We start from the raw sequence: 26151 nt of genomic DNA on the forward strand, positions 1-26151 counted from the left end.
ATAAAAAATTGATATAAACGACAGTTAAATATATTAACATTCGTTCATATATTTGTGTCGGATTTTAAGCAATAAAATATTATGAATATAGAACAGATTTATACAGGATGTTTGGCACAAGGTGCTTATTACATAAGCTCGAATGGGGAAGCAGTGATTATTGACCCGCTTCGCGAAGTGCAGCCGTATATAAAAAGAGCAGAAGCCGATGGTGTAAAAATCAAATATATTTTCGAAACGCATTTTCATGCCGATTTTGTTTCGGGTCATAAAGATTTGGCCGAAAAAACAGGGGCTACCATCGTTTATGGTCCTACCGGAATGAAAGTGGGTTTTGACGCACACATTGGGTCGGATGGTGAACTATTTAAAGTAGGCGATGTTAGTTTTGAACTACTCCACACTCCAGGACATACTATGGAAAGTTCAACTTTTTTGTTGCGGGATGAAAACGGAAAAGAGGTAGCTATTTTCACAGGCGATACCCTGTTTATTGGCGATGTTGGCCGCCCGGATTTAGCTCAAAAAGTAATTGCCGATTTAACTCAGGATAAATTGGCGAGACATTTATTCAATTCGCTTCGCAACAAAATTATGCCTTTGCCAAACGATGTAATCGTTTATCCGGCACATGGTGCGGGCTCTGCCTGCGGCAAAAATTTGAGCAAAGAAACATCGGATACTTTGGGCAATCAAAAAGCAACAAATTATGCGTTGCGAGCCGATATGACAGAGGATGAATTTGTAGCCGAAGTGTTGGACGGATTAATGCCTCCTCCCGGATATTTTCCAAAAAATGTGATGATGAACATCAACGGATACGAAAGCATTGATTCGGTATTAAAAAAGGGAACAACCGCCTATAGTGTAGATGAATTTGAAGATGTGGTAAACGAAACTGGAGCGTTGATTTTAGATACCCGTTCGGCACAGGTTTTTAAAGATGGTTTTGTGCCAAATTCCATTTTTATTGGTATCGACGGTGGTTTTGCTCCGTGGGTAGGCACATTAATAGAAGATATAGAGCAACCCATTTTATTGGTAGCCGAGGCGGGCAGAGAAGAAGAAATCGTTACCCGACTATCAAGAGTGGGCTACGACAATTGCTTGGGCTATTTAAAAGGTGGATTTGAGGCTTGGAAAGCTGCCGGCAAAGAAGTGGATACCATCGAAAGCATTTCGGCAGAAGAAGCCTACGACAGATACAATGCTGAGCATTTGGCAATTGTAGATGTGCGAAAAGCCTCAGAAAACTATTCAGAGCGTATTGCTGATGCCATCAATGCACCGCTCGATTATGTAAATGATTCGATGAGTAAATTGGATAAAACAAAGCCCTATTTGGTGCATTGTGCAGGAGGTTATCGCTCCATGATTTTCAACTCTATATTAAGAGCTCGAGGCTTCGAGAATCTTATTGATATTAAAGGTGGCTTTAAAGCCATTAAAGATAGTCACAAATTTAAACTTACCGACTACGTTTGTCCTTCAACCATGTTGTAGGATTTTCGTTTCGGTTTCACAAGCATATTCTAAGAGCGATTCGCCAAAGGCGAATCGCTCTTTTTTTGCCAAAAAATTCCCTAAAACTAAATGGTTTCATACCGCTTTTATGTATAATTGTCCAATACTTAAAAACACCATTATGAAACTTCATAAACTGATTTTATCAATTTCTTTTGCCCTATTTTCATTCATGGCCACAGGCCAAACTACCCTAATGGGTGGCGACATGAGCGGAACACTAACAAAAGCGGGTAGCCCCTACAAAATTAAGGGAGACATACGCATACCGAAAGACTCCATGCTGACTTTAGAAGCAGGTGTTACGTTAGATTTTGATTCTGCCAAGCTGATTCGGGTGGACGGTTGCCTTCGCTCGTTAGGCACTGCACAAAACCCGAATGTGTTTACGTGTTCTGATTCGCTGATAGGTTGGTTGGGAATGTTCTTTTTGGATAATAGCGAGCAGGATACTAGTATTTTTGAGCATACCCTATTTGAATACACGGGTACACCTCGTTCTCCTTCACAAAGCGTTTATTTTGGTACAAAACAACATAGTAATGGAGAATTTTTTAGACCCTTTTTGATAACTTCTTGGGATGGAGCCTATCAGAAATATGAGAACTGTGTTTTTCGAAGACTTTGGTATCTTTTGGACATTATTAATGGGTCAGTAGAGTGGAATAAATGTCAGTTTAAGGAAAACAAAATGGCCTTTGGTCTTTATTCCAACGGAGCCTTCGGTAGTATTTACAAGAGTTTTTATAAGTTTAGTAATTGCAAATTCAATGACAATAATACTCAAGGATTATTAGCGGGAGGAAATAAATCATACGGTAATTTAGGTGGTTTTGTTGATTGTGAAATTTTTAACAACGGATGGTTGGAGATAGAAATGGACAACACTTCTATGCCCATCAAAAACTGTACATGGAAAAACAACGGCTGCTATCCCTTGCGGTTGGCCGGAGGAAATGAGTCGTTGATAGAAAACTGCGTTTTTGATGGCACCTTTGGTTCTTGCCCGAACGCTGGTGATATATGGGTGCATGGCGATGCCAGTAAATCCGTAATCAAAAATTGTGTTTTTAAGAATAAAAGCTCACTTATTACTTCAATTACAAGCACTTCTGGGTCACCGTTAATTCTTAACTGTACCTTCGAAAATAACTATAACGCCTTATTCTTCAATTCGGGATCTTCAAACAACAGAGTGGTTAATTGTTCTTTTATTAATCATGAAGGTGCGATAAATGCTATTGCGGATGTAGTTATTCTCAATTGTAACTTTTCCAATAATAAAAATCGTATTAAAGATCCTTTTAATGAGAAAACAAATGATTCACTCTCAGGAGCATTGGTGTCATCAGGTGGAAAAATTACCTGCTACAACTCCATCTTTTCAGGAAATACGAATTTTTTTGGTAAGAATCTTAATTTCTCTATTTGGGGAAATGAGTTAAATCATAAATTCTACAATTGCCTTTTTGAGGGTGGACGACAAAGCGTTAATCGAACCAAATACAAATCATACAATTTCGCAGGTCTTATTCAAGATTGTGACACCGTAACCTACCCAAACTTTATCGACACGGCCAACGACAATTACCATTTGGTTAACAATTGCAGTGGTCTTCCTGTTGGGTTCAACAAAGGCTATACAGGCAAAATAGCCATGAGCTATGCCGGAAACAGTCAGGCAGATATTTTAGCATTCATAGGTCAAGATCTTGATGGTAACAACCGTATCTATGACGACACGGTGGATATTGGCCCTTATGAAATTAATGCTTTGGCCAGCCGTATAGACATCATCAACGACTTAACCGACAAAAATGCCTGCAATAATTCGGCGGTTACCTTCAAAGCAAAAGCCGCCAGTATTGGCACACTTTGGGAGTGGCAAAAAAGTACCAACGGTACCAATTGGAGTTTTGCCGGAAACAAGGCCGACTCGCTATTGCTCAACAATGTTCAACTAAGCGATAGTGGAACACAATACCGTATAAAATGGCTCAACGCCTGCAATGTCGAAAAAATATCATCAACAGGTGTGTTGCTTGTGCATAGCCCCGTGGAGGTAAACCTGCCCGAGGTGGATACGATAATACAACACAACACCAAACAGTTAGATGCCGGAGCCGGCTTTGCAACCTACCAATGGAGCACGGGAGCAACAACCCAAAAAATAACCGTAGTTGCCGACCAGTTAGGAATAGGAAACCACAGCTTTTGGGTAAATACCACCGATGCCAATGGCTGCCAAAGCACCGACAGCATGGTGGTAACCGTTACCAAAAACGTGGGCATCATCAACCTACACGAAGAAATAGAGGTGTACCCAAACCCAGTTACCGACCAATTAAACGTAAACTTTAATGGCACGGGCGTTTACACCATTACCGATTTGCGGGGTGTAGTTGTGCAGACAGGCAACATGGACAAAAAACAGAATACGTTAGACGTGTCGGCACTACCCGACAACCTTTACATATTAAAAATAATGACAGAGGAAAACATATATGTAGCGAGATTTTATAAGGTGGAATAGATGATTAGTTGATTAGATGCTTTGTTGATTAGTTGATTAGCAATTTACCGTCACCCGATAGCTATCGGGTCAGAGGACGTAGTCCGAAGAATCTCAAAAATAAAAGAGATGCAGCGGCAAGCCTCTGTATGACGTTGCTGACTTTGCGACCTCCGTGAAAAAACTCAGTTCGCTGCTGCGAATCGTGGTTAGAAAAAAATAACCACAAGGAACATGGAGAAAACCTTTGTGACCTCTGTGATAGTCTCTGTGCCTCTGTGGTTAAAGAAGATGTAACCGAAGATGCACAGAGAAACAAGGATGCAGCGGCAAACCTCTGCATGACGTTGCAGACTTTGCGACCTCGTGAAAAAACTTTGTTCGCTGCGGCGAACCATTCTCCACGGCAAAAGACCTGACAGGTTTTTAAAACCTGTCAGGTCTGAATAAGAACCAATTATTTATTTCGAGAAATCATTTTCAACGAAACCTCCATATCAAAAGTAGCCACCAATTCGCCGTTGCAGTAGGCATTAACTTTCAACATTTGATTTATTCTATCTTGGGTATTTTGAAGCTCAGAGAGCATGCTGTCAATCATTTCCCCGTCCGAACAGTCAAAATAAACATCAGCTTCTGCTCGCTTCAAATACTCAGCTTTCATTGACTTGAAAACTAACGGGGCTTTGATGTTTGATTTTTCCAGTTTGTAAAAAGTTAAAAAACCGCAAGCCAAATCGGCACCCACAGTCAGCACACCCAAATACATGCTGTTTACATGGTTTCGGTTGCGTCTTTTCATCGGAATTTTTATACTCACTTTTTTATCGGTAAGCTCGATAATACGTGGCCTTACAAACCGAACCAAAGGTATTTTGGCCAACCCAAACAAAAACAACTGCCAGTTGGCTTTTCTCAATTGTTTATTGGTCATTTTCTGGGGTTGTAAGTTGAGAAACAATTTCGCTGATGGGTTTAATTTCCGATACAAATTCGATGGTTGGGCCTGCACACCAAACCGTTTTGTAGGTAGCACCAAACGCAGCATTTTGAAGCCGTTTCATTCCTTTGATAAAGGTGAAGGCCTTCATCCATTTTTTTATCTTTTTATTTCTGTTTAAAAATCGTTCGATACCATTTTGTTCTGTTCCAATCTGTTCAATATAAGGTGTTTTTATAACCGTGCAGGGCGTACCACTCAGTTTAGTGGTCATCACAATATCATGGGCTTTATAGTCAACAATGGCTTGCTTATAATCTTGGCTAACTGGAGCTTCGATGGATGCAATAAAAATACTTCCAACAGAAACGCCATCTGCTCCCCAGTCAAGTTTTTGCTTTAGCGTGTCATAATTGCCCACTCCACCGGCTGAAATAATGGGAATGCCTATATGCTGTTTTAACGTTTTAATCAACTCCTCCGGCGAGATATTTCCGGCATGTCCACCTGCCTGGTTGTTTACGGCAATCACAGCATCGCAACCCAATTGTTCCACTTTTTTGGCATATTCCAAATCCGTTACATCACAAAATACTTTTATGCCAGCGGCATGGGCTTTTTCGATTGTTTCCTTTGGGTTGCCCAGACTGGTAATGATATAATCCACCCCAAGATTACAGCACAATTCAAGTTGTTCTTCATACCTAAAATTGGATTTATTGACAATTAAATTAATTCCAAAAGGTTTGGCTTGACTTTTTAGAGTCAAAATGGCTTTTTCCAGTTCAGTTGTTGTTCGATAATTTAAAGCGGGTACGCACCCAGATATTCCAACTTTGGAGGCAGCAATAAGCATTTTTTCATCGCTCACCAAAAACATGGGAGCCATAATTATAGGATAGTCAATTCCCAATAATTTCGATAAGCCGTAATTTTTTAATTCCTGCATTTTTTCAAAACAACAGAAAATTTTGGACATGAATGTAATGGAAAGATAATGCGTATTTTTGGTACATGAAAAATGCCATCATTTTAACCATCTTATTTGCTGTTGCTACTATATTAGGAGCCTGTTTTGGCGAAGTTATTTTCAAAACGGCATCTCACACCTTTGGCAATGAGGTTCGGTATGATAGAGGCAGGGCAAGATTAGAAACCTACAATCTTGAAATTGATGCTGAGCGAAATAAATTATATCAGCAAAATCAACCCTTTTCCGAGCTTAGGGAAACTCCAGAATGGAAAGAACTTGAATTGAAAAATAACAAGATTTCGATTAAAATATACAGCATAACAAAGCTGTCCATGTTGGTTATATCGGTGTTTGGCTTGGTCATGTTAAACCAAAGACGAAAAAATAACAATGAATTTGAACCAAAGCACTGGCTATTCGTTTTTCTTTCCCTATTCTTTATGAGAGAGTCCATTATTGCACTACTCAATACCTTAAATATTTGGACTTGTAGTGAGCTTCACGCATGGATTCATTTAACAAAATATGTTTTTAGACCTCAATATGTTATCATGGCCTTGGGTGCATTGATTTTTATAGCCACAGTTGCTTTAATCCCAAAAAACAAAAGAATTTTATTTTTCATATCAGGCTTTTTCGGGTCAGTTATTGGTTTTTACTTTTGGATTTTTTGGGTGGGAAGAATATTGTTTTAAAAGCAAGAATATCATCTATTTGTCATCTCCATGAAGGAGTATCAATAAACCCGAATCAAATTGTATTTTTGGTATAATAAAATTTACATTATGAAACATTTACCAATCCAACTGTTGGCTGTGCTTACTTCAATTTTAACTTTTTCTTCGGTTAGTGCTTTACATTTTTCTCAATCTTCCGATGCGTACAACCATTTATACGAAATCAACAAAGAGTGGCAGCATCATGTAACAGATGCTCCGGATGAACAAAAATCTTTTCCGACTGACAACGACCGAATCCAGTATCATCTAAATCAAGTGGTTGCCATTCTTTCCAAAAACACTCCCAAGGGTTTTGACCAAACCGCTTTAAAACATCGGCAAGATTTGCTGAATCAGCTCAGCGATTATGCCGCAAAAAAGATTTTTCCAACCAACCATTATCATCGAGAGCGAACACCCTATTTTATTGACAACTTCGGCGTTCATTGTGCTGTTGGGTATTTGATTGCTGTTTCCGGCCATGAGGAATTGGCAAACAGGATAAAGCAAGAACACAACTATGATTATATTAGAGATATTAAAACCGATGGTTTAGCAGAATGGGCGTCCAATTATGGTTTTATGGTTGAGGAGTTGAAGTGGGTACAACCGACGTATGGGGAACCAAGCATTCATTATAAGGCTATACAAAATGGGCCAACGAATTACACCACTGTTTGGGGGTTTGAAAAATCAGCCAATGACGAAATACTTTTTTTTGGAAACCTTTGGCAACTTGGCGACTCTGTTTGCAATGGAATTGGCAAGATAATAGGCGACCAATGTTCTTGCTATGCTAGTGGTGTTAATGGTAGTATTTCTGATTTAGCCATACTTCCGACGAAGGCAGTGGCCGTTGGAACATTTAATGACAGTTTAAAAAATGAATTTCCCGTGGCCATTTGGCACAACAATTTATGGCAGTATTCAGTGCCACAAAATCTTAAATCTATATTTGGCCAATCAGTCCAAAAAATGGATTCTCAAAACGTCCAGATTAATATGTACAACTCGGTTTCCAAAAACAGTAGTGTATGGAATTTTAATGTTTCCACACTTGAATGGACAGAGTTGTTACGGTTTAAGGGTGTGGTGAAAGCTTTTGAATCAACGAGTTATGGAATAGTGTATGTTGGTGATTTTACTGAATATTCTGTGTTTGAAAACAATATTTGGAAGAAAGCAATTGCCAAAAATATTCTAATTAAAAATGACGAAGGTTTTCAAACGTTTCCATACGATGATGTTTCAATTGCTATAAATACCGTAGTTGAGTACAACGGTCAACTATATTTTGGAGGGTATGGGAAGGATAGAGTTACATCACCGGCAATTTTTAGCTATGATGGTATTTTTCGTTCAGTAAACATCGATATTGGCGATACCGCAAATATTTCAAAGCTATATTTTCATCCAAATGGAGACCTATTGGTGTTAGGGAATTATCGCTCGCAGTGGTATGGTTTAAAGCCAGAGTTTATAGATTTCTTAAGTCTTTTTTCTGAAGTAAAAACCAAAACAACTATTCAGTACGAAGAAACGGAGTCAATTGTTCAGTTTTACTATTTCGTTTACGATATAATTTTCACCGACGCAAATGTATATGTTGGGGGAAATTTTACAGAATTGAAAGATATATTTGGAAATCATTGGGTGAATGCAAATTCATTGGCTGTTGGTAGTTACACTTCAAGCATTAACAATCTGAAGAAATTAAACACCTATAAATTCTACCCAAACCCTGTAACAGATATCATAAAAATTGAAAAAGCAACAAATCATAGCCAATATCGGGTGTTGAGCGTCAGCGGTCAAGAAATTCTGAAAGGCGAGATAATCTCGAACCAAATTGGAGGTTTGGACGTGTTGGTCAAAGGAATTTATGTGGTTGAAATACAGAACGACAACGAATTAATGTCATTCAAAATAATAAAGGAGTAAACATCTACCTCGCAGCCGCCCGTCTCAATCGGTCGTTAATAGCTCGACCAATTCCAGATTCGGTCACAAGTGAAACAACAATTTTTGGTTGGCTGGCCTGGTCTGCTAATCGAAGTGCTACAAATAGGTTGGAGGCTATCTCATCCAAATTTGAAGTGGGAGAGAGGTTAAACGAAAAATGGCCTTCGCCATAGCCGATGGTATAATGTTGGTGTTGGTCAACATCCCACAATAACTCTGGAGAATTTACGAGTTCAATTATTTTTTTGGTTGCATAATGTTTGTCTAATTGGCCCGGAGCCGCAGGGTTTGAATTGTTCGAAATGGAAATTGAAACAGTTCCAACAACGGCTTCAATCTGCTCAACCGAAATGCCGCCAAACCGCAAAATGACGGGTTTTTCAGGATCTTCAAACGACACTATGGTTGACTCGACACCAATTTTACAGGCACCCCCATCCAATATATAATCCATTTTGTCGCCTAATTGGTCGGCCACATGGCTGGCTGTGGTGGGGCTAACATAGCCAAACGGGTTTGCACTGGGTGCTGCCAATGGAAAATCCAGTTGCGACAACAACTCAAGCGTAGTCGAGTGATTTGGCATCCGTAAGCCTACAAGGGGTAAACCTGACGTTACCACATCAGGAACTAAGTCTGTTTTTGGAAGAATGATGGTAAGAGAACCGGGCCAAAATGTTTCCGCCAAAAGTTGGGCTTTGGGTGGGAATACCGTGGCTAATCTTTTAACCCAATCAAAAGAAGCAATATGCACAATGAGCGGGTCGAAACTTGGGCGGTTTTTTGCTTTGAAAATATTTAAAACCGCCTGACTATTGAAGGCATTTGCGGCCAAACCATAGACGGTTTCGGTAGGTATAGCAACAAGTTTACCCGATTGGAGCAATTCTGCTGCTACCGAAACATCGGCACCAATCATTGCCTTATTTTGTTTTTCGTTTAAGGCCGTATTTTTCAATTTTGTTGTACAAATGGCTTCGCTGAATGTCAATTTCGGTAGCGGTTTTGGCCACATTCCATTTGTTCTTTTTTAGCTTCGCATCAATAAAAACTTTCTCGGCGTGGTCTTTAAAATCCTGAAACTTCTCAAACTGCTCCACTACATCCAAGCTGCTGGTTCGGCGACTGGCGGCATTGCTAAAGTTTAACACATCATCGCCCGTAATTTTATCATCACACAAAATGATGAGTCGTTCGCAAACGTTTCGCAGCTCTCTGATATTTCCGGTCCAATTAATCTTTTTCAACTCTTGCATAGCACTTGGAGCCAGTGTTTTTCGGGGCATTCCGTTGTCTTCGCAAATTTCTGTAATAAATTTTTCGGCAATCAGCGGTATATCATCCGTTCGGTCGTTGAGCGATGGAACATGAATCAAAATTACGCTGATTCGGTGGTATAAATCTTCTCTAAAACGACCTTCTTCTATTTCAAGACGTAGGTCTTTGTTTGTGGCGGCTACAATTCGAACATTTACGTCAATGTCTTTTTCGCCCCCAACACGGGTTATTTTGTTTTCCTGCAAAGCCCTCAACACTTTTGCTTGTGCTGATAGACTCATATCGCCTATTTCATCCAAAAACAATGTGCCGTTGTTGGCTTTTTCAAATTTGCCCAATCGTTGTTTCACAGCCGAAGTAAACGAACCCTTTTCATGCCCAAACAACTCACTCTCAATCAATTCGGACGGAATAGCTGCACAGTTAACCTCTACAAATGCCTCGTTTACACGATTGCTTCGTTCATGAATCCAACGGGCAACCAACTCCTTTCCGGTTCCGTTTTCTCCGGTTATCAATACACGGGCATCGGTGGGTGCAACTTTATCAATGGTATCTTTTATTTTTTTGATAGATGGGCTTTCGCCAATCATTTCGCGGGTTTTGGTAATTTTGCGTTTAAGTACTTTGGTTTCTATTACCAAGCTGTTCTTTTCAGTAGCATTTCTAACCGTAATGAGCAGTTTATTCAAATCAGGTGGTTTAGATATAAAATCGAACGCACCTTTTTTGGTGGCTTCCAACGCTGTTTCGATGGTGCCGTGACCAGAAATCATGATAAACGGAAGCTCGGGGACAATTTCTGCGGCCTTATCCAAAAGCTCAATACCATCCATTCCGGGCATTTTTATATCGCACAAAACGGCATCATAGTTAAACTTTTTTATCATGTCAAACGCTTTTTTGCCGTCTTCGGCTTCTTCTACTTCGTAGCTTTCGTAAAGCAAAATTTCTTTCAGCGTTTCGCGAATACTTTTTTCGTCGTCAACAATTAAAATTCGTGGCATAAACGTATATTTTTATTTCATAAAAAATGGACAAATCTATAAGCCGGGTTCTGTCTCCGCCATTGGCGGATGTCTATCATTTATCTGTGATGTTTGTTTCCAAACACCTAAATCAACCTACCCTCCTCGGCAGCCAAAGCTCGGAGCGGGCAACTCCGTTTCCGAGGTTTACTTGGTCTTTCAACGTGCAAGGTTTGTACCAATCAGTTGTTGCCAACCCATTGCGTGGTCTCTTACACCGCGTTTTCACCATTCCCACCCGAGGGTGGATGTAATTTTCTGCTACACTTGCTGTCTTGAAGTTTTACGCTTCAATCCCCCAACGTTATTGGGGTGCACTGCCCTGCGTTGCCCGGACTTTCCTCCCTCGCCAAGGCGAGAGCGATAGACCGATTTGTCCGAGACAAAAGTATAAAAAAAACGTACAAAAAAATTGACGGTGGTTATGGATGGTAGCTCAAGAGCATGTAAACCGAAAAATGGTCGCTATAACCGTTTAAATAATTGTTGCCACCAAAGGTTCTCAGCGGGTGTCCCTCATATTTTTCAGAGTGTTGTTGCAACCAATCTTCGTTGCGTATGCCTGCTGAGTTTCGTTCATATTCCCATTTTTGGTTGTCTAAGAGAGCACTGTTTACCATTAGTTGATCCAACATATTCCAATCATCTCTAAAACGGTAGCTACCTTGTCCAACGGCTTTTAAAGCCGCCATGACGTTGAAAAGTTGTGCATTATTTATTTCAGTTTGGTTGGTGGCATCAAGTGCTTCTTTGATGCTTTTGTTGTCGGGTTCGTCGTTAAAATCGCCCATAACAATCAAATTTATTCCGGCATTTTGCTTTAATAAGCTGTCTTTCAAATGTTTTAGATTTTGGGCAGCCAATATGCGTTTTGGCTCGCTTTCTTCAAGTCCACCGCGGCGAGATGGCCAATGGTTTATCAAAAATATAAATTGTTCTTTGGTTGATTTTTCGAGCATTTTTACCCATAACACATCTCTTGTAGTTTCCCCATATTCTGACAAATCCAACGGGTGTTTGCCACTATCTAACATTTTTAGTTTTTTCGTGTTGTACAACGCAGCCACGTCAATACCCCTCAAATCGGGGCTTTCAAAATGAACAATATCAAGATTTTTATCTTTCAACGCATCGGCTTTCAACAAATCCTCCAGCACCAATCGGTTTTCAACCTCACATAGTCCAACAAAATCAGGGGTTTGGTTCGATTGATAAGTGGTAAGCACTTTTGCCAAATTATTGAGTTTTGCGAAGTATTTTTCTGTGTTCCAATGTTTTGCCGAATCAGGCGTAAATTCCCCATCCAAGGTATTAGGGTCGTCAATAGTATCAAAAAGATTTTCGACATTGTAAAAGGCAATACCCAAGTAGTTTTTTTTTGTGCAGGAAGCCCAAAAAACAGCGATTGCTGACAAAAATGCAAACAGAACAAGTGCTTTTTTCATACGGCAAAGGTAGGGTAGAAGTGGGGGAATTTATGCCATCAATGTTGATTAGAAGGAGTAAGTGAAATACTCTTCATAAATTTCTGATATTTCGAACAAACAATTAGAAAATTCAAGAAGCTTATTTTCTTTTGTTAATGAATAATCTGGACTTTAACAGTTAATGAATGGTTTTCATCCAACGTTCTTAAATAATATAGTCCATCAGGCAAATTTTCCAAATTCAATTCTATTTTTGATTCTCCTATACTGTTATCATAATTCATAAGTTCTTCTCCAACAGCACTAAATAGTATGATTTTCATGTTGGTTTTTGAGTCCGTTTCAATTATGATGATATTTTTTGTCGGATTGGGATAAATTTTGTAACCTTGGATTACATCTTCAGATAGTCCAACTGTTAATTCGAAGTTGGCAACGATAGTTCGATTTTCGTATGATTTGAATTTATAAATGTTTGAAGAAGAAATAACATTATTGTTCTCTTCCCAAGAAACAAATTTATATTCTTTTTCAGGGGTTGCAACAAGTGTCACTTGATTACCACATCCTACCATTCCCGTTCCTGTAACGGTTCCTCCAATATTAGGTTTGACATTTACTATTATGTTATAATTCTTAATGCTAAATCGAGCTACAATATTTCTATTTTTTGAAGCAAGAAGATTAAGTGTATCCTCAGTTCCAACTACCTGATTTAAATCAGAGTCAAACCATGAATCAAATTTATAGCAAGTGTCAGAAAGATGAGCTACAAGTTTGACAGTTGAGTCGCATAAATGTACGCCTCCTCCAATAACATATCCAGCCGATGGGATATTTGCATTTGTTTTAATTAAGTATTCACTTTTAACAAAATTAGCCACAATATTTATATCCGAGTTAACGGCTATTACCAAAGGATTGTTAAGTCCAATTGTATCTTTTCCTAATGTCCAGCATTTGAAAGTGTAACACGATTCTGGTGTTGCAGTAAAAGTTCGAACTGAGTCAGGATTGCAAGCGTATATTCCAGAGCCTGAGACTATTCCTGAATTTATGGGATTAGACGACAAAAATACGGTAAAACTATCTTGAGAAAATTTAGCTATTATGGTGCTGTCTGACGTAGCTGCAAATTTAAACAATGTATCTGAAGATATTAAGCTATCTGTTGAATACCACCCCAAAAAATGGTAACAAGACCCAGAAGGAACTGCTCTCAAAATGACCGTAGAGTCTGCAATGTATTTACCGTTACCCCAAACTCTACCAGCGTTATCGTTATTCAAAAGGACTTGGATGTCATAATGTATGAAAGGGGATTCAAACGCTCCAATATCAACGGTGCCACCTTTAACCCTAGGTAAGTCTGATAAATCAAGAAGATAGGAAGATAGGTATGAATTGTTTCCAGAATTAACACATACAGAAGTACTTTTCAACATATAGTTGCATGAATCCATGAGACATGGAGCACTTTGATTACAAGGCATAATAAATTCAGGATCAGCATATTTGCAATTCGTGGCACCCTGAAGCGTGTCACCGTCAAACAAACAATTTCTAACCAACGGAGTTATGCTTGGATAAAGGTAGAAAATAGGCTTTGTACTTTCATTATCGTAAAATATGCAATTGGTGATTATCGTATAATCACTAGAGTATACGGCATAATTTGTTGATGATGAGTTATTTTTATTATTTGTGAATGTGCAGTTGGTGTAGGTAATTACATTGGTATTGAGTGACGTACTTGTATAAATGGCTGCACCCGATGTTTTGGCATAATTTCCAGCAAAAATAGAATTATAAATTGTTAGCATACTCTCTGAGCCGTTGTCAATTGCCCCTCCATAGTCATTCGTTGCTGAATTACCATGAAATTTGCATCTATCAATATTTATGTTTGGTTGAAATGATGAAATTGCACCACCTCTTCTAGCTGTGTTATTATAGAAATCACATTTGGTCAAGTATAAATTTCCAGCATTTACAAATATTCCGCCACCAAGAGCATTAGATGTAGAAGAATTTGATACATTATTTTTAACTACACAATTTAAAAGTCGAACCGTTGAAGATGTGCCATAAATCGCTATGGCTCCACCTCTCATATAGGTATAATTATCAGAGAATTCACAATTTTCAAAATTTACTTTACCATTATCAATTCGAACAGCACCACCACCTATGGTTATTGTTGATCCGGCAGAAGTATTAGCATATCCGTTAATAATCTTGAAGCCATTAATCATTATTGTACTGCTGTTATTCGATACCCTAATCACTGCCTTACAATTATCATTTGCGTAATTCGGAGTTCCAATATCCCCATCCAAAATTGAAAAATTGTCAATAGGTCTGTCTTTGAAATTAGATTCTTTTCCTGTAAAACCACCGAATAGTTGAACCCCATTTGGGGGAATAAAAGAGGAGGAGCTATTGCCTGAAGGTTTATATATTCCTTCCTTTACCCATATACTATCACCAGATTTATAATAATAAAATGCTGAATCAATTGAGGTAAAAGCATTCGTCCAAGAGGTTCCATTACCTGTTCCGGTAGCGTCTGAATCCACAAATAAAATCGATTGGCCAACTGATGCAAATACTGTGGAGAAAATTAAAATTAGAATGAAGAAAAATTTTTTCATAATTGATAATAATTAAAACAAGAGCCAAAGTAAAAAAATAATTGTATTCTTTTTTAATTTTTTGTAATTTATTTTATGTCGAAAGTAAAGGAGTATTGTTGACATGAGTACAACAAAGCATCGAATTTTCAAATCAACTAATCAACTTTTTGGTAGTTTTGCCCGTAGATGACACTTATAAAATCAATTTCAGGAATTCGGGGAACCATAGGTGGCAAACCGGATGATAATTTAACTCCGTTGGATGCCGTAAAATTTGCGGCGGCATTTGCCGAATGGCTTATAAATAAAAACGATGGAAATACGGTAGTAATTGGTCGCGATGCCCGATTAAGCGGTTCTATGATTTCTACATTGGTGGCACAAACCCTTGTGGGTATGGGCATGAATGTGATTGATTTGGGATTGAGCACAACACCTACCGTTGAGATGGCCGTGCCTAATTTGAACGCTGCCGCAGGTATTATTTTAACCGCAAGTCACAATCCGGCTCAGTGGAATGCCCTGAAATTATTGAATAAAAAGGGTGAGTTTATTTCTGGTAAAGATGGAAAAGATTTGCTGGCCATTGCTGAGAAGGCGGAAATGAGTTTTGCGGAGGTGAACAAACTGGGAAGCATAACAACTGACAATACATGGATTGACAAACACATTGATTTGATTTTAAAATGTGAAGAGGTGAATGTGGAAGCCATAAAAAAGGCCAATTTTAAGGTTGTGGTTGATGGGGTGGCAAGCACCGGAGGTGTTGCTATACCTGCATTACTCAAAAAAATGGGGGTTGAAAATGTGGTGGAATTATATTGTGAACCTACAGGACATTTTCCGCACAACCCAGAGCCATTGGCCGAAAATCTTACGGAAATATCAAAAGTAGTGGTGGAGCAAAAAGCCGATTTAGGCATTGTGGTTGACCCGGACGTGGACAGACTTTGTTTTGTAATGGAAAACGGTGAAATGTTTGGGGAAGAATATACGCTGGTGGCCGTTGCAGATTATTTGTTGGGCAGCAATCCCGGCAATACGGTTTCCAACTTGTCAAGCACACGGGCATTGAGAGATATAACCGAAAAGCATGGCGGAAAATATGAAGCAGCTGCAGTTGGTGAGGTAAACGTAGTTGAAAAAATGAAAGCAACGAACGCAGTAATCGGTGGAGAAGGAAATGGGGGAGTTATTTGGCCGAAACTACACTATGGACGGGACGCACTGGCTGGAACCGCATTGTTTTTGACCCATTTGGCCAATAAAAATTGCTCGATGACGGAACTGAAATCGCACTATCCGCAATATGAAATGTCGAAAAATAAGATAGAGCTGACAGCCGATATGAATATTGCCGAGATTCTTCAAAAAATGGGAGAGAAGTATGCCCACGAAAACTGCAACACCATTGACGGTTTAAAAATTGATTTTTCGGAGGAATGGGTGCATCTGAGGCCGTCAAATACCGAACCCATAATTCGCATTTATGCAGAAAGTAAATCAGCAAAAAATGCCGCAGAATTAACGGAGAGGATAAAATCAGAGGTGTTGTCAATTGCCTCAAAACATTGAAAATTGCTCATACAGAAATTATTCTTTTTGTAGCTAACCAGCAGGTTTCAACAGATTTTTATGGCAGCCTTCTGGGTAAAGAACCTGTCTTGAATGTGGAGGGGATGACAGAGTTTATGTTATCTGCCCACTGCACGTTGGGGTTAATGCCCAATGATGGTATTTATCGGTTGTTGGGCAATAAAATTGAACACCCCACAAAGGCGGGAAAAACACCACGCTGCGAACTCTATTTGTATGTCGAAAATTTGGAAGAAATGGTGGAGCGAGCCATTGCCATTGGAGCCAAATTAGTGAACGAAACAAAAATTAGAGATTGGGGCGATACGGTTTGTTACCTGCAGGATCCCGATGGGCACATCATTGCATTAGCCCGCAAAAATTAATTTTTTGTCTTCTCTTTCTTCTCTCTGTCTTTTCTACCCTGGGTAATGTTTATACCGGTTCTTAAACTTAGCGTATTTACTTGTGTAGGCCAAAAAACGCTCAATAAATTGTCGGAAACCAAATAAAATTGGAGGAATCCCAAATTTAAAGACACGCCTAAACCTGCATTAACAAATGAATTATTGGCCACGGAGTAGCTAATAGAAGTGGCAAAAACATTGGTAAGTTTTGTGTTGGCACTAAGGGTAAAGGCCGGGTAAAAACTTCTATTGACCACCTGGCCGTAAAAAAGAGCCCCAACATCAAAGTTTTTCAATAAGTTATAATTTGCACCAAGATAAAATTCGCCAAAAAGGCCAGTATGAAAAGTGTTGGTATTTGAGGTTAAATTAAAAATAGAAATGAGGGTATCCTTCAATTCTTCTTTGTCAGTTTCAAACTGATTCTTGTCATAATTAAAGGCATCGTCCATTTGAATTCCTTCAAACCTATATTGTGCTCCCGGATTTTTTGATACCCATGAAATGTTGTTTTTGTTCCATTTTATTCTACCCAAATTAAGCACCGAACCGCTGAGGGTAATTTTTTCGGTGGGTTTGAATTGTGCTCCCAAATCAATGCCCCAACCCCGATTACTGGGCTTAAAGAGGCTGCCCACCATGTCTCCCACATTGGCGGTTTGCACGGATATATTTGAACCATTTATCAAATCCAAGCCAGCCAAACTTTGAAAAGAATTTGCGGCGTTTATTTCAATGTCAGAGGCAAGTGTATAGTCAAATGTGTTGGGGTCTGTATGAAATGTAATGTCAGATTTGGCGGTTTGAAGCACATAAAGCCCTTTAATGGCTCTAATTCTTCCGCCTACTCTAAGTTTGTCTTTTATGGGTTCCAAACTTAAACCTAAACCCAAATCGACATACGAAAGTAAATTAGCCTTAAAACCATAATTGAATGTTCTGTCTAAATTATCGCCGCCATTTCCTTGAGCAAGAAAAGCAAACAAATCGCCTGGAAAACTGACGGCGGTATTTGTTTTTATACCTGAATTGACAAACAAATATCCTTTAGGAATTTTAAACCCAAAGCACATTAAATCCATTCCGTAGTTTATAAAAAGTTTGTTATCCTTTTTAAAACTTTTGCTAAATTCGGTTGCATCAAATATGATACCCGAGTCGGTTTTAATCATCGCATCGTTCACATCTTTCAATACAAACGATGAGAACCCCGCCCCAATGGTGTTTGAGGTAAGAAATGGAAAACCAATATAAACCTTGGCATCGCTCGGAGTAGCCGGATTGGCATAAAATCTTTGCGGAACGGTTTTCATATTATATAGGGTCATGTTGTTTTGTCCCAATAGGGGCATATAACCCAAAACGAAAAGTGCTATTAAAATCTTCTTCATTATTTTTTAGTATCAATTAGAACCGAACCTTTTGCATGCACACCCACTTTTAGCTCAATACCATAAGTGTCTAAAAACTTCACATCGGGTAGCGAGGTGCCATTTTTTGTAGTGTTTAATTTGGCTTTTAGTTGAATTTGGTTGGCATTTTGAATTGCCTGAAACCTTGCTCGGTCTATTTTTATATCAAAGGTGTAGTATTTTGGTGTGGTAATGCCATTGGAACCAACTGTTGCAGCTTTCAAAATTTTACTGTCAATGGCAAATGCCGAGTCTAAAATGGTGTTAGAGACACTGTCGGCAAAATACACTTGAAAATCTACATCAACCGGAAAATCATTGGTAATGCCCAATCGAAGGGTAGCCCATTCCAACTCTTTAATGTCTTCAAACTCTTGGGTTAAAGGCAGGCTGTGTAGCAATACAAAACCATCGGCTGAACCATATAGAGGAATATCCACGTCAACAGCAATATCAAGTTGACTGTTGTAGGTAATAAAGTTTCGACTTGTGGTGCCATTGGGGTTAACCTTACCACCATAGCTGTATATCAACTTGTTTGGAACATTGCGAACCAAATCGGATAAATTACTATTTGACTTGTTGAGTTCGAATGAATCAATTTTGGTTTGACCAATTTCAGATTTAGAAGGAACGGGAATTACCAAAGGATCAGGGAATCCAGTGGCAGTAACTTTATTGCCCGAATTTGAATAGGTTGAAATTTCATTGATTTTGGCTTCAACTGGTATTCCATAAGAATTAGAAATAATAAACCGGATTCGGGGTTCGGCCAAATTGAACATTACATCTTTTACACTTGGATCCAATCCTTTAAATACATCAAAAACAAGCGTATCAGGAGTGCCGGGTGAAATATCTTTTTCGCCAACATAGCCGTATAGTACATCATATTCATTAAAAACAAAATCAGATACAAAGTCTATTTTGTTTAAAGTGGAAACTGGATTGTTGCCTACTTTGGTTATTTCCACATTAAAAAATGCTCTTAGTTGGCTAAAGTTTTGTAATCCACTCTTTGTTAAGTCAAAAAAAGAACCGCTAAGGTTTGGATTGTTTTGCACGGTGGTGGGTACACTGCCAGTGTAGGGCATGTTAAAAACCAATTCAAGTGCTTGATTATTATTTAGTTTTATTGCCGGAATACTTACCGTAACCTTTACATCGTGCTGAAAATCAGATGTTAGACTGTTGGTCATTGCACATGATTTCATTAAAATACTATCTAACTCGGTACCTCCAATACCAAAATTGAAAATGGTATTAAACTGAAAATTGGTACTTCCAGTTGTTGTTAATTCGGCCACATGCACCGGAAGCAAATTCAAAGAACCTGTGTAATGTTGTGCAGGAATGCTGACTATTTCTTTTGCTTTTAAACTACCCAAATCGCCTCGATAGTGTAAATGAATCAAATTTTGGTCATCCACCTGAACGTAGGTGTTTGGCAATTGCTTTAAAAAATCAGCAATGGTAACCCTTGTTTTAATCAATGGTGCAGCAAATGCCGGATCGACAGATACTTGATTAACATTGGAAATGTTGTCTAAACTTTCCTCTAAATCTTTGAGACAAGAGGAAAATAGGAGTGAGGCTAAAAAGATAATTGATACGACTCTCATAAGAGTCGCAAGTTAGGAAATAGATATATAATCTATTGTAATATCTTCTTCAAAAAAAAGTATTAGATATGCTTGGCAGCCAAATACCGCTCTGCATCCAAGGCAGCCATACACCCGCTTCCGGCAGCAGTAACGGCTTGTCTGTATATTTTATCTTGGGCATCGCCGCAGGCAAATACACCCTCCACATTTGTATAGGAGCTGTTGGGTTTTGTAATAATATATCCCTGCTCATCCAAGTCGATAAACTCCTTAAAAATAGAGGTGTTAGGCGTATGGCCTATGGCCACAAAAAAACCGCTAATTGGCAGTTCTCTTGTTTGTCCAGTTTTTGAATTTTTAACCCTAACGGCGTTAACTTCGTTTTCGCCCAAAATCTCATCGGTTTCGGTATCAAACAGAATCTCGATATTTGGTGTATTCATCACGCGATGTTGCATGGCCTTGCTGGCACGCATCTCATCTTTGCGAACAAGCATATACACCTTGTTGCAAATTTTGGCTAAATAGCTGGCTTCTTCGGCGGCGGTGTCTCCGGCACCTACAATGGCCACATCCAATCCTCGATAGAAAAAGCCATCGCAAACTGCACAAGCAGAAACACCGCTTCCGTTTAGTCTCATCTCGCTTTCAATGCCCAACCACTTGGCCGATGCACCGGTAGAGATTATGACTGTTTCTGCATGAATTTCTTTATCATTATCAACCCACAATGTATGAGGAGTTCCTTTAGAAAAGTCCACTTTTGTTATCATCCCAAAACGCACATCGGCACCCAATCGAACCGCTTGTTTTTTGAAGTTTTCCATCATTTCAGGACCCATAATTCCGTCTGGGTATCCTGGATAATTTTCGACATCGGTGGTAATGGTAAGTTGTCCGCCTGGTTGCATTCCTTCATACAATACAGGTTTCATATCAGCTCTTGCTGCATAAATAGCCGCAGTATATCCGGCAGGGCCGCTGCCAATAATCAAACATTCAACTTTTTCTATGTTTTCTGACATTTTTCTATTTTGAGGCAAAAATAATTTAATCTAAAAAAGGGATAAAACTTTGTCGTTCGTATATTTTGATATGCAAATTGACAGAATTTATAAAACTTGATAGTTATAGTTGTATGAAATCGGTTTTGAACGATTTCCTGCAACTATTTGGGGCTAAATTATTAACAAAGCATCGCCATAGCACAAAAAGCGATATTCGTTTTTAATGGCTTCTTCGTAAACCGAACGAGTAAATTTAACACTATCCATAAAGGCCGCGGTCAACATCATTAAGGTTGATTCTGGTTGATGAAAACCTGTTAAGAATGCATTGGCAATTCTGAAATTGTGCGGAGGAAACAAAAATTTGTCGGTCCAACCTTCGGCAGGGTTCAAATTACCAAAAGCAGAAACCGAAGATTCTATTCCTCTCATAACGCTACTGCCCACGGCACAAACCCGTTTTCTATTTTCTTTGGCTTTATTAACAACCGCCGCAACGTCTGCCGAAATGCTGAAATTTTCAGAATCCATTTTATGTTTGGTTAAGTCTTCTACTTCAACAGTTCGAGCAGTTCCAAGACCAATGTTAAGATTCATTTTGGCAAACTCAACCCCTTTAATTTCTAATCTCATCATTAATTCGCGGGTAAAATTAAGCCCCACTGCTGGTGGTGCAATGGCTCCTTCAGTGCTTGCAAAAATGGTTTGATACCGATCGCGATCATCTTCGTTTACTTCTCGCTCTATATAACGTGGAAGCGGAGTTTCACCAATTCTGTCAATTACGGTTTTAAAGTCATCACTTGTTCCGTCAAACAAAAAGCGGATGGTTCTTCCTCTTGATGTGGTGTTGTCAATTACTTCGGCCACCAAATCATCATCTCCAAAAAAGAGTTTATTGCCTACTCTTATTTTTCTGGCCGGATCTACCAAGACATCCCAAAGTTTTAGTTCAGGATTCAATTCTCTCAATAAAAACACCTCTATACGGGCTCCGGTTTTTTCTTTATTGCCATATAGGCGAGCCGGAAAAACCTGTGCATCATTCAAAATCATAACATCTCCTTCATCAAAAACATCAAGAATGTCACGAAATTGTTTATGCTCTATGGTTCGCTCTTTGCGGTTAACAACCATCAATTTTGCGTCACCTCTGTATCCGCGTGGTTCTTGTGCAATAAGTTCTTTAGGAAGCTCGAATCGAAATTTTGAAAGTTTCATCAGATATTTTTACGTCGAATTTTAAAAGCCCGCAAAGGTAAAATTTTATACTATATCCAATTATTCCTTCTTTTATTTTTTTAGCACCCCTATGATTTTATGACTTGAATCTCTCGTTGGGGAAATGGAATTTTTATATCAGCTTCTTTAAAGGCTATGTAAAGTGCCTCGTTGCTTCGGAAGTAAACATCCCAATAGTCTTCTGATTTGCAGTGTGGTCGTACAACCAAAATGATGCCGTTCTCGCCAAAGCTAAGTATGCTAACAAAGGGTGTTGGGTTTTCTAAAACGCCTTCTACTTTTTTTAGGGTTTGATAAATGACTTTTTTTGCTTCATCTATATCAGTGCCATAAGCCACCCCAATTTCTAAATCTACCCGTCGAATGTCTTTTTGAGTGTAATTCAAAATCTTATCGTTCGCCACAATACCATTGGGTATAATGGCCGTATTATCGTCAGGTGTTGTAATTTCAGTGTTTAAGATGGTTATCTTACTTACAGTTCCCGAAAATCCTTGACTTTGTATCAAATCACCAACTTTAAATGGCTTGAAAATTAGGATTAAAACCCCTCCTGCAAAGTTGGCAAGGCTACCTTGCAAAGCCAAACCAACAGCCAACCCTGCTGCTCCTAATACGGCAACAAAACTGGTGGTGGCTATGCCAATCATTGAGGCAACACTTATCACTAAAAGCACTTTTAAGCCATAGTTGCAAATACCAATAATGAAGGGTATGAGAGAAACATCCATTTCTCTTTTCTTCATTACACGTGTCAAAAATTTTGTGAAACGCGATATACCCCACCAACCAGCTATTAATACGACTGCGGCTAACAATAAATTAGGTACGTGCTTCTCTAAGAGGTTCAAAACCATCTCTGAAACATCTTCAGGTTTTATTTTTATCATACTATTCTAAAATTTTAAATTGAACATTTTTTTTGTTTTTTAGATTCCAAAAAGATTATTGACTTCTCTCTTTAAAACCTCTTTATCAATGGCCACTACACCAACTTTTTCGCATACTAAACCTCCGGCTAAATTACTCATGGCGGCTACATTTTTCCAATCTAAACCACATGCAACGGCCAAGGCAGCAACCGAAATAACGGAATCTCCGGCACCGCTCACATCTATTATTTTTCTTGGATGAGCCTCGATAAAATCAATTTGGTTATTGTGCAAAATGCAAACACCCATTTCAGATAATGTGAGCAAAATATGACTGGTTTCTAACTTTTCAGAAAGCGTTTTTACCGCAGCTTCAATTTCTGTTTTAGTTGAAAGTTCGGTGTGAAGTTTCAACCCATCAACAATTTCTTTTCGATTGGGTTTAAACAATGTAACACCTTTATAATCAAGAAAATGATCTCTTTTAGGATCCACCAAGGTGGCTACACCCTGTTGGTTGCAAATTTTGATGACAGATGAAATAATTTTTTTTGTCAGCAAACCTTTATTGTAGTCTTGGAAAATCAGCACATCTACCTGATTGATGATTTGTTTGACGTAGTCAATAATTTGTTTTTCGATAGTCAACCCCACCTCACTACTATCCTCCCTATCCACCCGAAGCATTTGATGGCGGTTGCCAATAATACGTGTTTTAACGGTTGTTGGCCGCCCCAAATCAACAAGCAATCCGGCGTTGTTTATATCCATTTCTTTCAATCGGTTGGCCATCCATTCCCCGTTTTCATCGTTGCCACGAACACCGCAAATCATAGTTTTGGCCCCCAAATTTATCAGGTTTAAAGCCACATTGGCCGCACCGCCAAGTCGTCGGTCATGGTTTGTTACAGAAACAATTGGTACGGGTGCTTCAGGACTAATTCGGGTAACATTTCCTTCATAATATTCGTCCACCATCAAATCACCCAATACCAAAATGGTTTTAGAGTTGAATTGTTCAAATAGTTTATTGATATTCAAACCGTTATGCGAGTTTTTTTAATGAATTTTTAATGCTTTCAATGGCCGTTCTTAAATCATTTTCTGAGGTAGCATACGAAATTCGGATACATTCCGCATTTCCAAATCCTTCGCCACTAACCACTGATACATGGGCATCTTCCAACAAATACAGGCTTAATTCAAGCGAATTTGAGATGATTTTGTCTCCATTTTTTTTGCCAAAATAATAGCTTACATCTGGCAAAATGTAAAACGCTCCTTGCGGATAATTGGGTTTTAAGCCGGGAATTTCTTTTAAGCCGTTGTATAAAATTTCTCTTCTTTTTTCAAAAATTTCAACCATTTCAAGTGTCGGTTCCAAACTGCCTTCAAGGGCTGCCACCGCAGCTTTTTGAGCAATAGAATTAATGCCGCTGGTAACCTGACCTTGCATTTTTTCAACGGCTTTTGATATCCAGAGTGGTGCCCCAATATAGCCAATTCGCCAACCCGTCATGGCAAATGCCTTGCTAAGGCCGTTTACGGTTACAACTCGGTCAGCCAATTGTGGGAAAGTGCCAATACTTACGTGGCTTCGGCCATATTGAATGTGCTCGTATATCTCGTCTGAAACAACAAAAATGTTGGGGTAAGGAGCCAAAATATCAGCTACTTTTTTAAGAAATTCTTCAGAAAAAACCGTACCGCTTGGGTTGCAAGGCGAGCTAAATAAAAACAGTTTGGTTTTACTTGAAATCTTTGATTTTAAGTCGTTTAGATTAAAGGTGTAATCATTTTCTATACCTGATTCCAAAAAAACCGGAATGCCACCTGCCATTTTTACCATTTCTGGGTAGCTAACCCAGTAAGGAGCCGGAATAATTACTTCATCACCCTCATCGATGAGCGAGGAAATAACATTGGCAATGCTGTGTTTTGCACCTGCACTAACCACCACTTGCTCGGGGGCATAGTTCAGATTATTTTGGGTTTTAAACTTAGCCGAAATGGCTTTTCGCAAATCCATAAACCCGGCCACCGGCGGATAGTGGGTAAAGCCATCATCCATTGCTTTTTTGGCCGCTTCAATGATAAATTTAGGCGTACTAAAATCAGGCTCGCCAATACTTAAATTAATAACCTTCACTCCGGTTTCGGCCATTTCTCTAGCCTTTTTAGTCATTACCAATGTTTGTGACTCTTCAACCGCTTGCAATCGCTTGGAAACTTCCATACATCGGCGAAATTACGGCCTTTTGATTATTTTCCTAAATTTTGTTTTAGGAAGTTGGTTTTGAAAATTAGATACTTTATAAGTCGGAGATTTGCCCTTTACGAAATATCAAATTTAAAATCATATTCGGCAAAGTGATTCCGTGCAATTGGTTTGTGCATTTATCCCGAAGGGATAACCTATTTATAACTTGATTGTCAATCAACGAAGTACGACCCCGAAGGGGTCGAATAAATTTTGCAAGTTCGAGTTATAAATGTTTGACCACTTCGTGGTTGGTCAAAAAAAAACTCAACAACTGTCTAATCAGAATAACAATTTGTTGAAATTGTGAATATGCCAAAGACCATATACATAAATGATTGAAATTTGCATTGAATATCAATCGAAATTAAAATATGGCTAAAAAAGATGAATATCAGGTATATCCATACCTTAAAGAGGCAAATAAAAAACGTGTCAAAGACGATGCGATTATAATGACTGACATAGATTTCTATGAATATGAGGGTAATCCCTTCAACGGTTATATGGTGGAAGAGGAATTTGCCACTCAGGATAATACGGTTATGCCTATAAAGTTTGAAAAAGAACACAGAGATGGGTGGCCTGCAGGTTGGGAAAGAGAATATTATTCGGATGGTAAAACTAAAGTAGAACGTTTGTGTTTTTTCGATAGCATATTGTTGACCATTAAATACGATAGTCAGGAAAATGAAACAAGAAGGTATTCAACTGTGTCTCAAACCGAATATGACAGAATGTTACATGATTACAATATTCTTGATAGTTGATTT

Annotated in this window: 20 protein-coding genes and 1 other RNA gene; 7 read left to right on the forward strand and 14 right to left on the reverse strand. The window is 38.8% G+C overall.

Annotated features, from left to right (window positions below):
- The first annotated feature begins 81 nt into the window (after positions 1-81).
- Entirely contained in the window at positions 82-1503 is a 1422-nt protein-coding gene (locus H6607_05850) for an MBL fold metallo-hydrolase (GenBank protein ID MCB9261880.1), read from the forward strand.
- Between the two features lie 142 nt (positions 1504-1645).
- The gene (locus H6607_05855; protein MCB9261881.1) at positions 1646-4057 is read left to right on the forward strand and encodes a right-handed parallel beta-helix repeat-containing protein; all 2412 of its coding nucleotides are present in this window, start codon (positions 1646-1648) and stop codon (positions 4055-4057) included.
- A gap of 436 nt (positions 4058-4493) precedes the next feature.
- Here the strand turns inward: H6607_05855 and H6607_05860 are convergent, their stop codons facing one another.
- Positions 4494-4970 (reverse strand): YiiD C-terminal domain-containing protein, encoded by a 477-nt coding sequence (locus tag H6607_05860; protein MCB9261882.1) that lies wholly within the window; start codon positions 4968-4970, stop codon positions 4494-4496.
- On the reverse strand, positions 4960-5925 hold the full coding sequence (locus H6607_05865) for a nitronate monooxygenase (GenBank protein ID MCB9261883.1): 966 nt from the start codon (positions 5923-5925) through the stop codon (positions 4960-4962). The genes H6607_05860 and H6607_05865 overlap by 11 nt, the downstream gene beginning before the upstream one ends.
- A 65-nt stretch (positions 5926-5990) precedes the next feature.
- On the opposite strand from H6607_05865, the gene H6607_05870 reads away from it, so the two are divergent.
- Entirely contained in the window at positions 5991-6644 is a 654-nt protein-coding gene (locus H6607_05870; protein ID MCB9261884.1) for a hypothetical protein, read from the forward strand.
- A gap of 90 nt (positions 6645-6734) precedes the next feature.
- The gene (locus H6607_05875; protein MCB9261885.1) at positions 6735-8609 is read left to right on the forward strand and encodes a T9SS type A sorting domain-containing protein; all 1875 of its coding nucleotides are present in this window, start codon (positions 6735-6737) and stop codon (positions 8607-8609) included.
- 4 nt (positions 8610-8613) lie between these two features.
- Here the strand turns inward: H6607_05875 and H6607_05880 are convergent, their stop codons facing one another.
- The 5 genes from H6607_05880 to H6607_05900 all read right to left on the reverse strand — a co-directional run bounded on the left by H6607_05880 (position 8614) and on the right by H6607_05900 (position 15017).
- The gene (locus tag H6607_05880; GenBank protein MCB9261886.1) at positions 8614-9549 is read right to left on the reverse strand and encodes a threonylcarbamoyl-AMP synthase; all 936 of its coding nucleotides are present in this window, start codon (positions 9547-9549) and stop codon (positions 8614-8616) included.
- Between the two features lie 4 nt (positions 9550-9553).
- On the reverse strand, positions 9554-10915 hold the full coding sequence (locus tag H6607_05885) for a sigma-54-dependent Fis family transcriptional regulator (protein MCB9261887.1): 1362 nt from the start codon (positions 10913-10915) through the stop codon (positions 9554-9556).
- 23 nt (positions 10916-10938) lie between these two features.
- An RNA gene (rnpB, locus tag H6607_05890) (RNase P RNA component class A) lies at positions 10939-11316 on the reverse strand.
- A gap of 42 nt (positions 11317-11358) precedes the next feature.
- On the reverse strand, positions 11359-12381 hold the full coding sequence (locus H6607_05895; protein ID MCB9261888.1) for an endonuclease/exonuclease/phosphatase family protein: 1023 nt from the start codon (positions 12379-12381) through the stop codon (positions 11359-11361).
- Between the two features lie 134 nt (positions 12382-12515).
- On the reverse strand, positions 12516-15017 hold the full coding sequence (locus H6607_05900; GenBank protein MCB9261889.1) for a T9SS type A sorting domain-containing protein: 2502 nt from the start codon (positions 15015-15017) through the stop codon (positions 12516-12518).
- Positions 15018-15185: 168 nt separating this feature from the next.
- On the opposite strand from H6607_05900, the gene glmM reads away from it, so the two are divergent.
- Complete coding sequence (gene glmM / locus H6607_05905) at positions 15186-16574, forward strand: phosphoglucosamine mutase (GenBank protein MCB9261890.1); 1389 nt, start codon at positions 15186-15188, stop codon at positions 16572-16574.
- Complete coding sequence (locus H6607_05910; GenBank protein ID MCB9261891.1) at positions 16541-16960, forward strand: lactoylglutathione lyase; 420 nt, start codon at positions 16541-16543, stop codon at positions 16958-16960. The genes glmM and H6607_05910 overlap by 34 nt, the downstream gene beginning before the upstream one ends.
- Here H6607_05910 and H6607_05915 read toward each other — a convergent pair.
- From H6607_05915 to H6607_05945, 7 genes are all read right to left on the reverse strand, one after another.
- Positions 16957-18372 (reverse strand): hypothetical protein, encoded by a 1416-nt coding sequence (locus tag H6607_05915; GenBank protein ID MCB9261892.1) that lies wholly within the window; start codon positions 18370-18372, stop codon positions 16957-16959. The genes H6607_05910 and H6607_05915 overlap by 4 nt on opposite strands.
- Positions 18372-20015, reverse strand: a complete 1644-nt coding sequence (locus H6607_05920) for a hypothetical protein (GenBank protein MCB9261893.1) — start codon at positions 20013-20015, stop codon at positions 18372-18374. Before H6607_05920 ends, H6607_05915 begins: the two co-directional genes overlap by 1 nt.
- Positions 20016-20077: 62 nt before the next feature.
- Positions 20078-21022, reverse strand: a complete 945-nt coding sequence (gene trxB, locus H6607_05925) for a thioredoxin-disulfide reductase (protein ID MCB9261894.1) — start codon at positions 21020-21022, stop codon at positions 20078-20080.
- Between the two features lie 153 nt (positions 21023-21175).
- Positions 21176-22225 carry a tRNA preQ1(34) S-adenosylmethionine ribosyltransferase-isomerase QueA gene (gene queA / locus H6607_05930; GenBank protein MCB9261895.1) on the reverse strand — a complete coding sequence of 350 codons (1050 nt, stop codon included), beginning with the start codon at positions 22223-22225 and terminating at the stop codon, positions 21176-21178.
- A gap of 89 nt (positions 22226-22314) precedes the next feature.
- Complete coding sequence (locus H6607_05935) at positions 22315-23136, reverse strand: mechanosensitive ion channel family protein (GenBank protein ID MCB9261896.1); 822 nt, start codon at positions 23134-23136, stop codon at positions 22315-22317.
- A 39-nt stretch (positions 23137-23175) separates the two neighbouring features.
- The gene (locus H6607_05940) at positions 23176-24159 is read right to left on the reverse strand and encodes a D-glycero-beta-D-manno-heptose-7-phosphate kinase (protein ID MCB9261897.1); all 984 of its coding nucleotides are present in this window, start codon (positions 24157-24159) and stop codon (positions 23176-23178) included.
- 4 nt (positions 24160-24163) lie between these two features.
- Positions 24164-25354 carry a pyridoxal phosphate-dependent aminotransferase gene (locus tag H6607_05945; GenBank protein ID MCB9261898.1) on the reverse strand — a complete coding sequence of 397 codons (1191 nt, stop codon included), beginning with the start codon at positions 25352-25354 and terminating at the stop codon, positions 24164-24166.
- Positions 25355-25752: 398 nt separating this feature from the next.
- Between H6607_05945 and H6607_05950 the strand changes: the two genes are divergently transcribed.
- A complete protein-coding gene (locus tag H6607_05950) occupies positions 25753-26148 on the forward strand; it encodes a hypothetical protein (protein MCB9261899.1) in 396 nt (131 codons plus the stop codon).
- The last annotated feature ends 3 nt before the right edge of the window (positions 26149-26151 follow it).

The organism is Flavobacteriales bacterium (genome assembly GCA_020635395.1).
GTDB lineage: Bacteria > Bacteroidota > Bacteroidia > NS11-12g > UBA9320 > UBA987.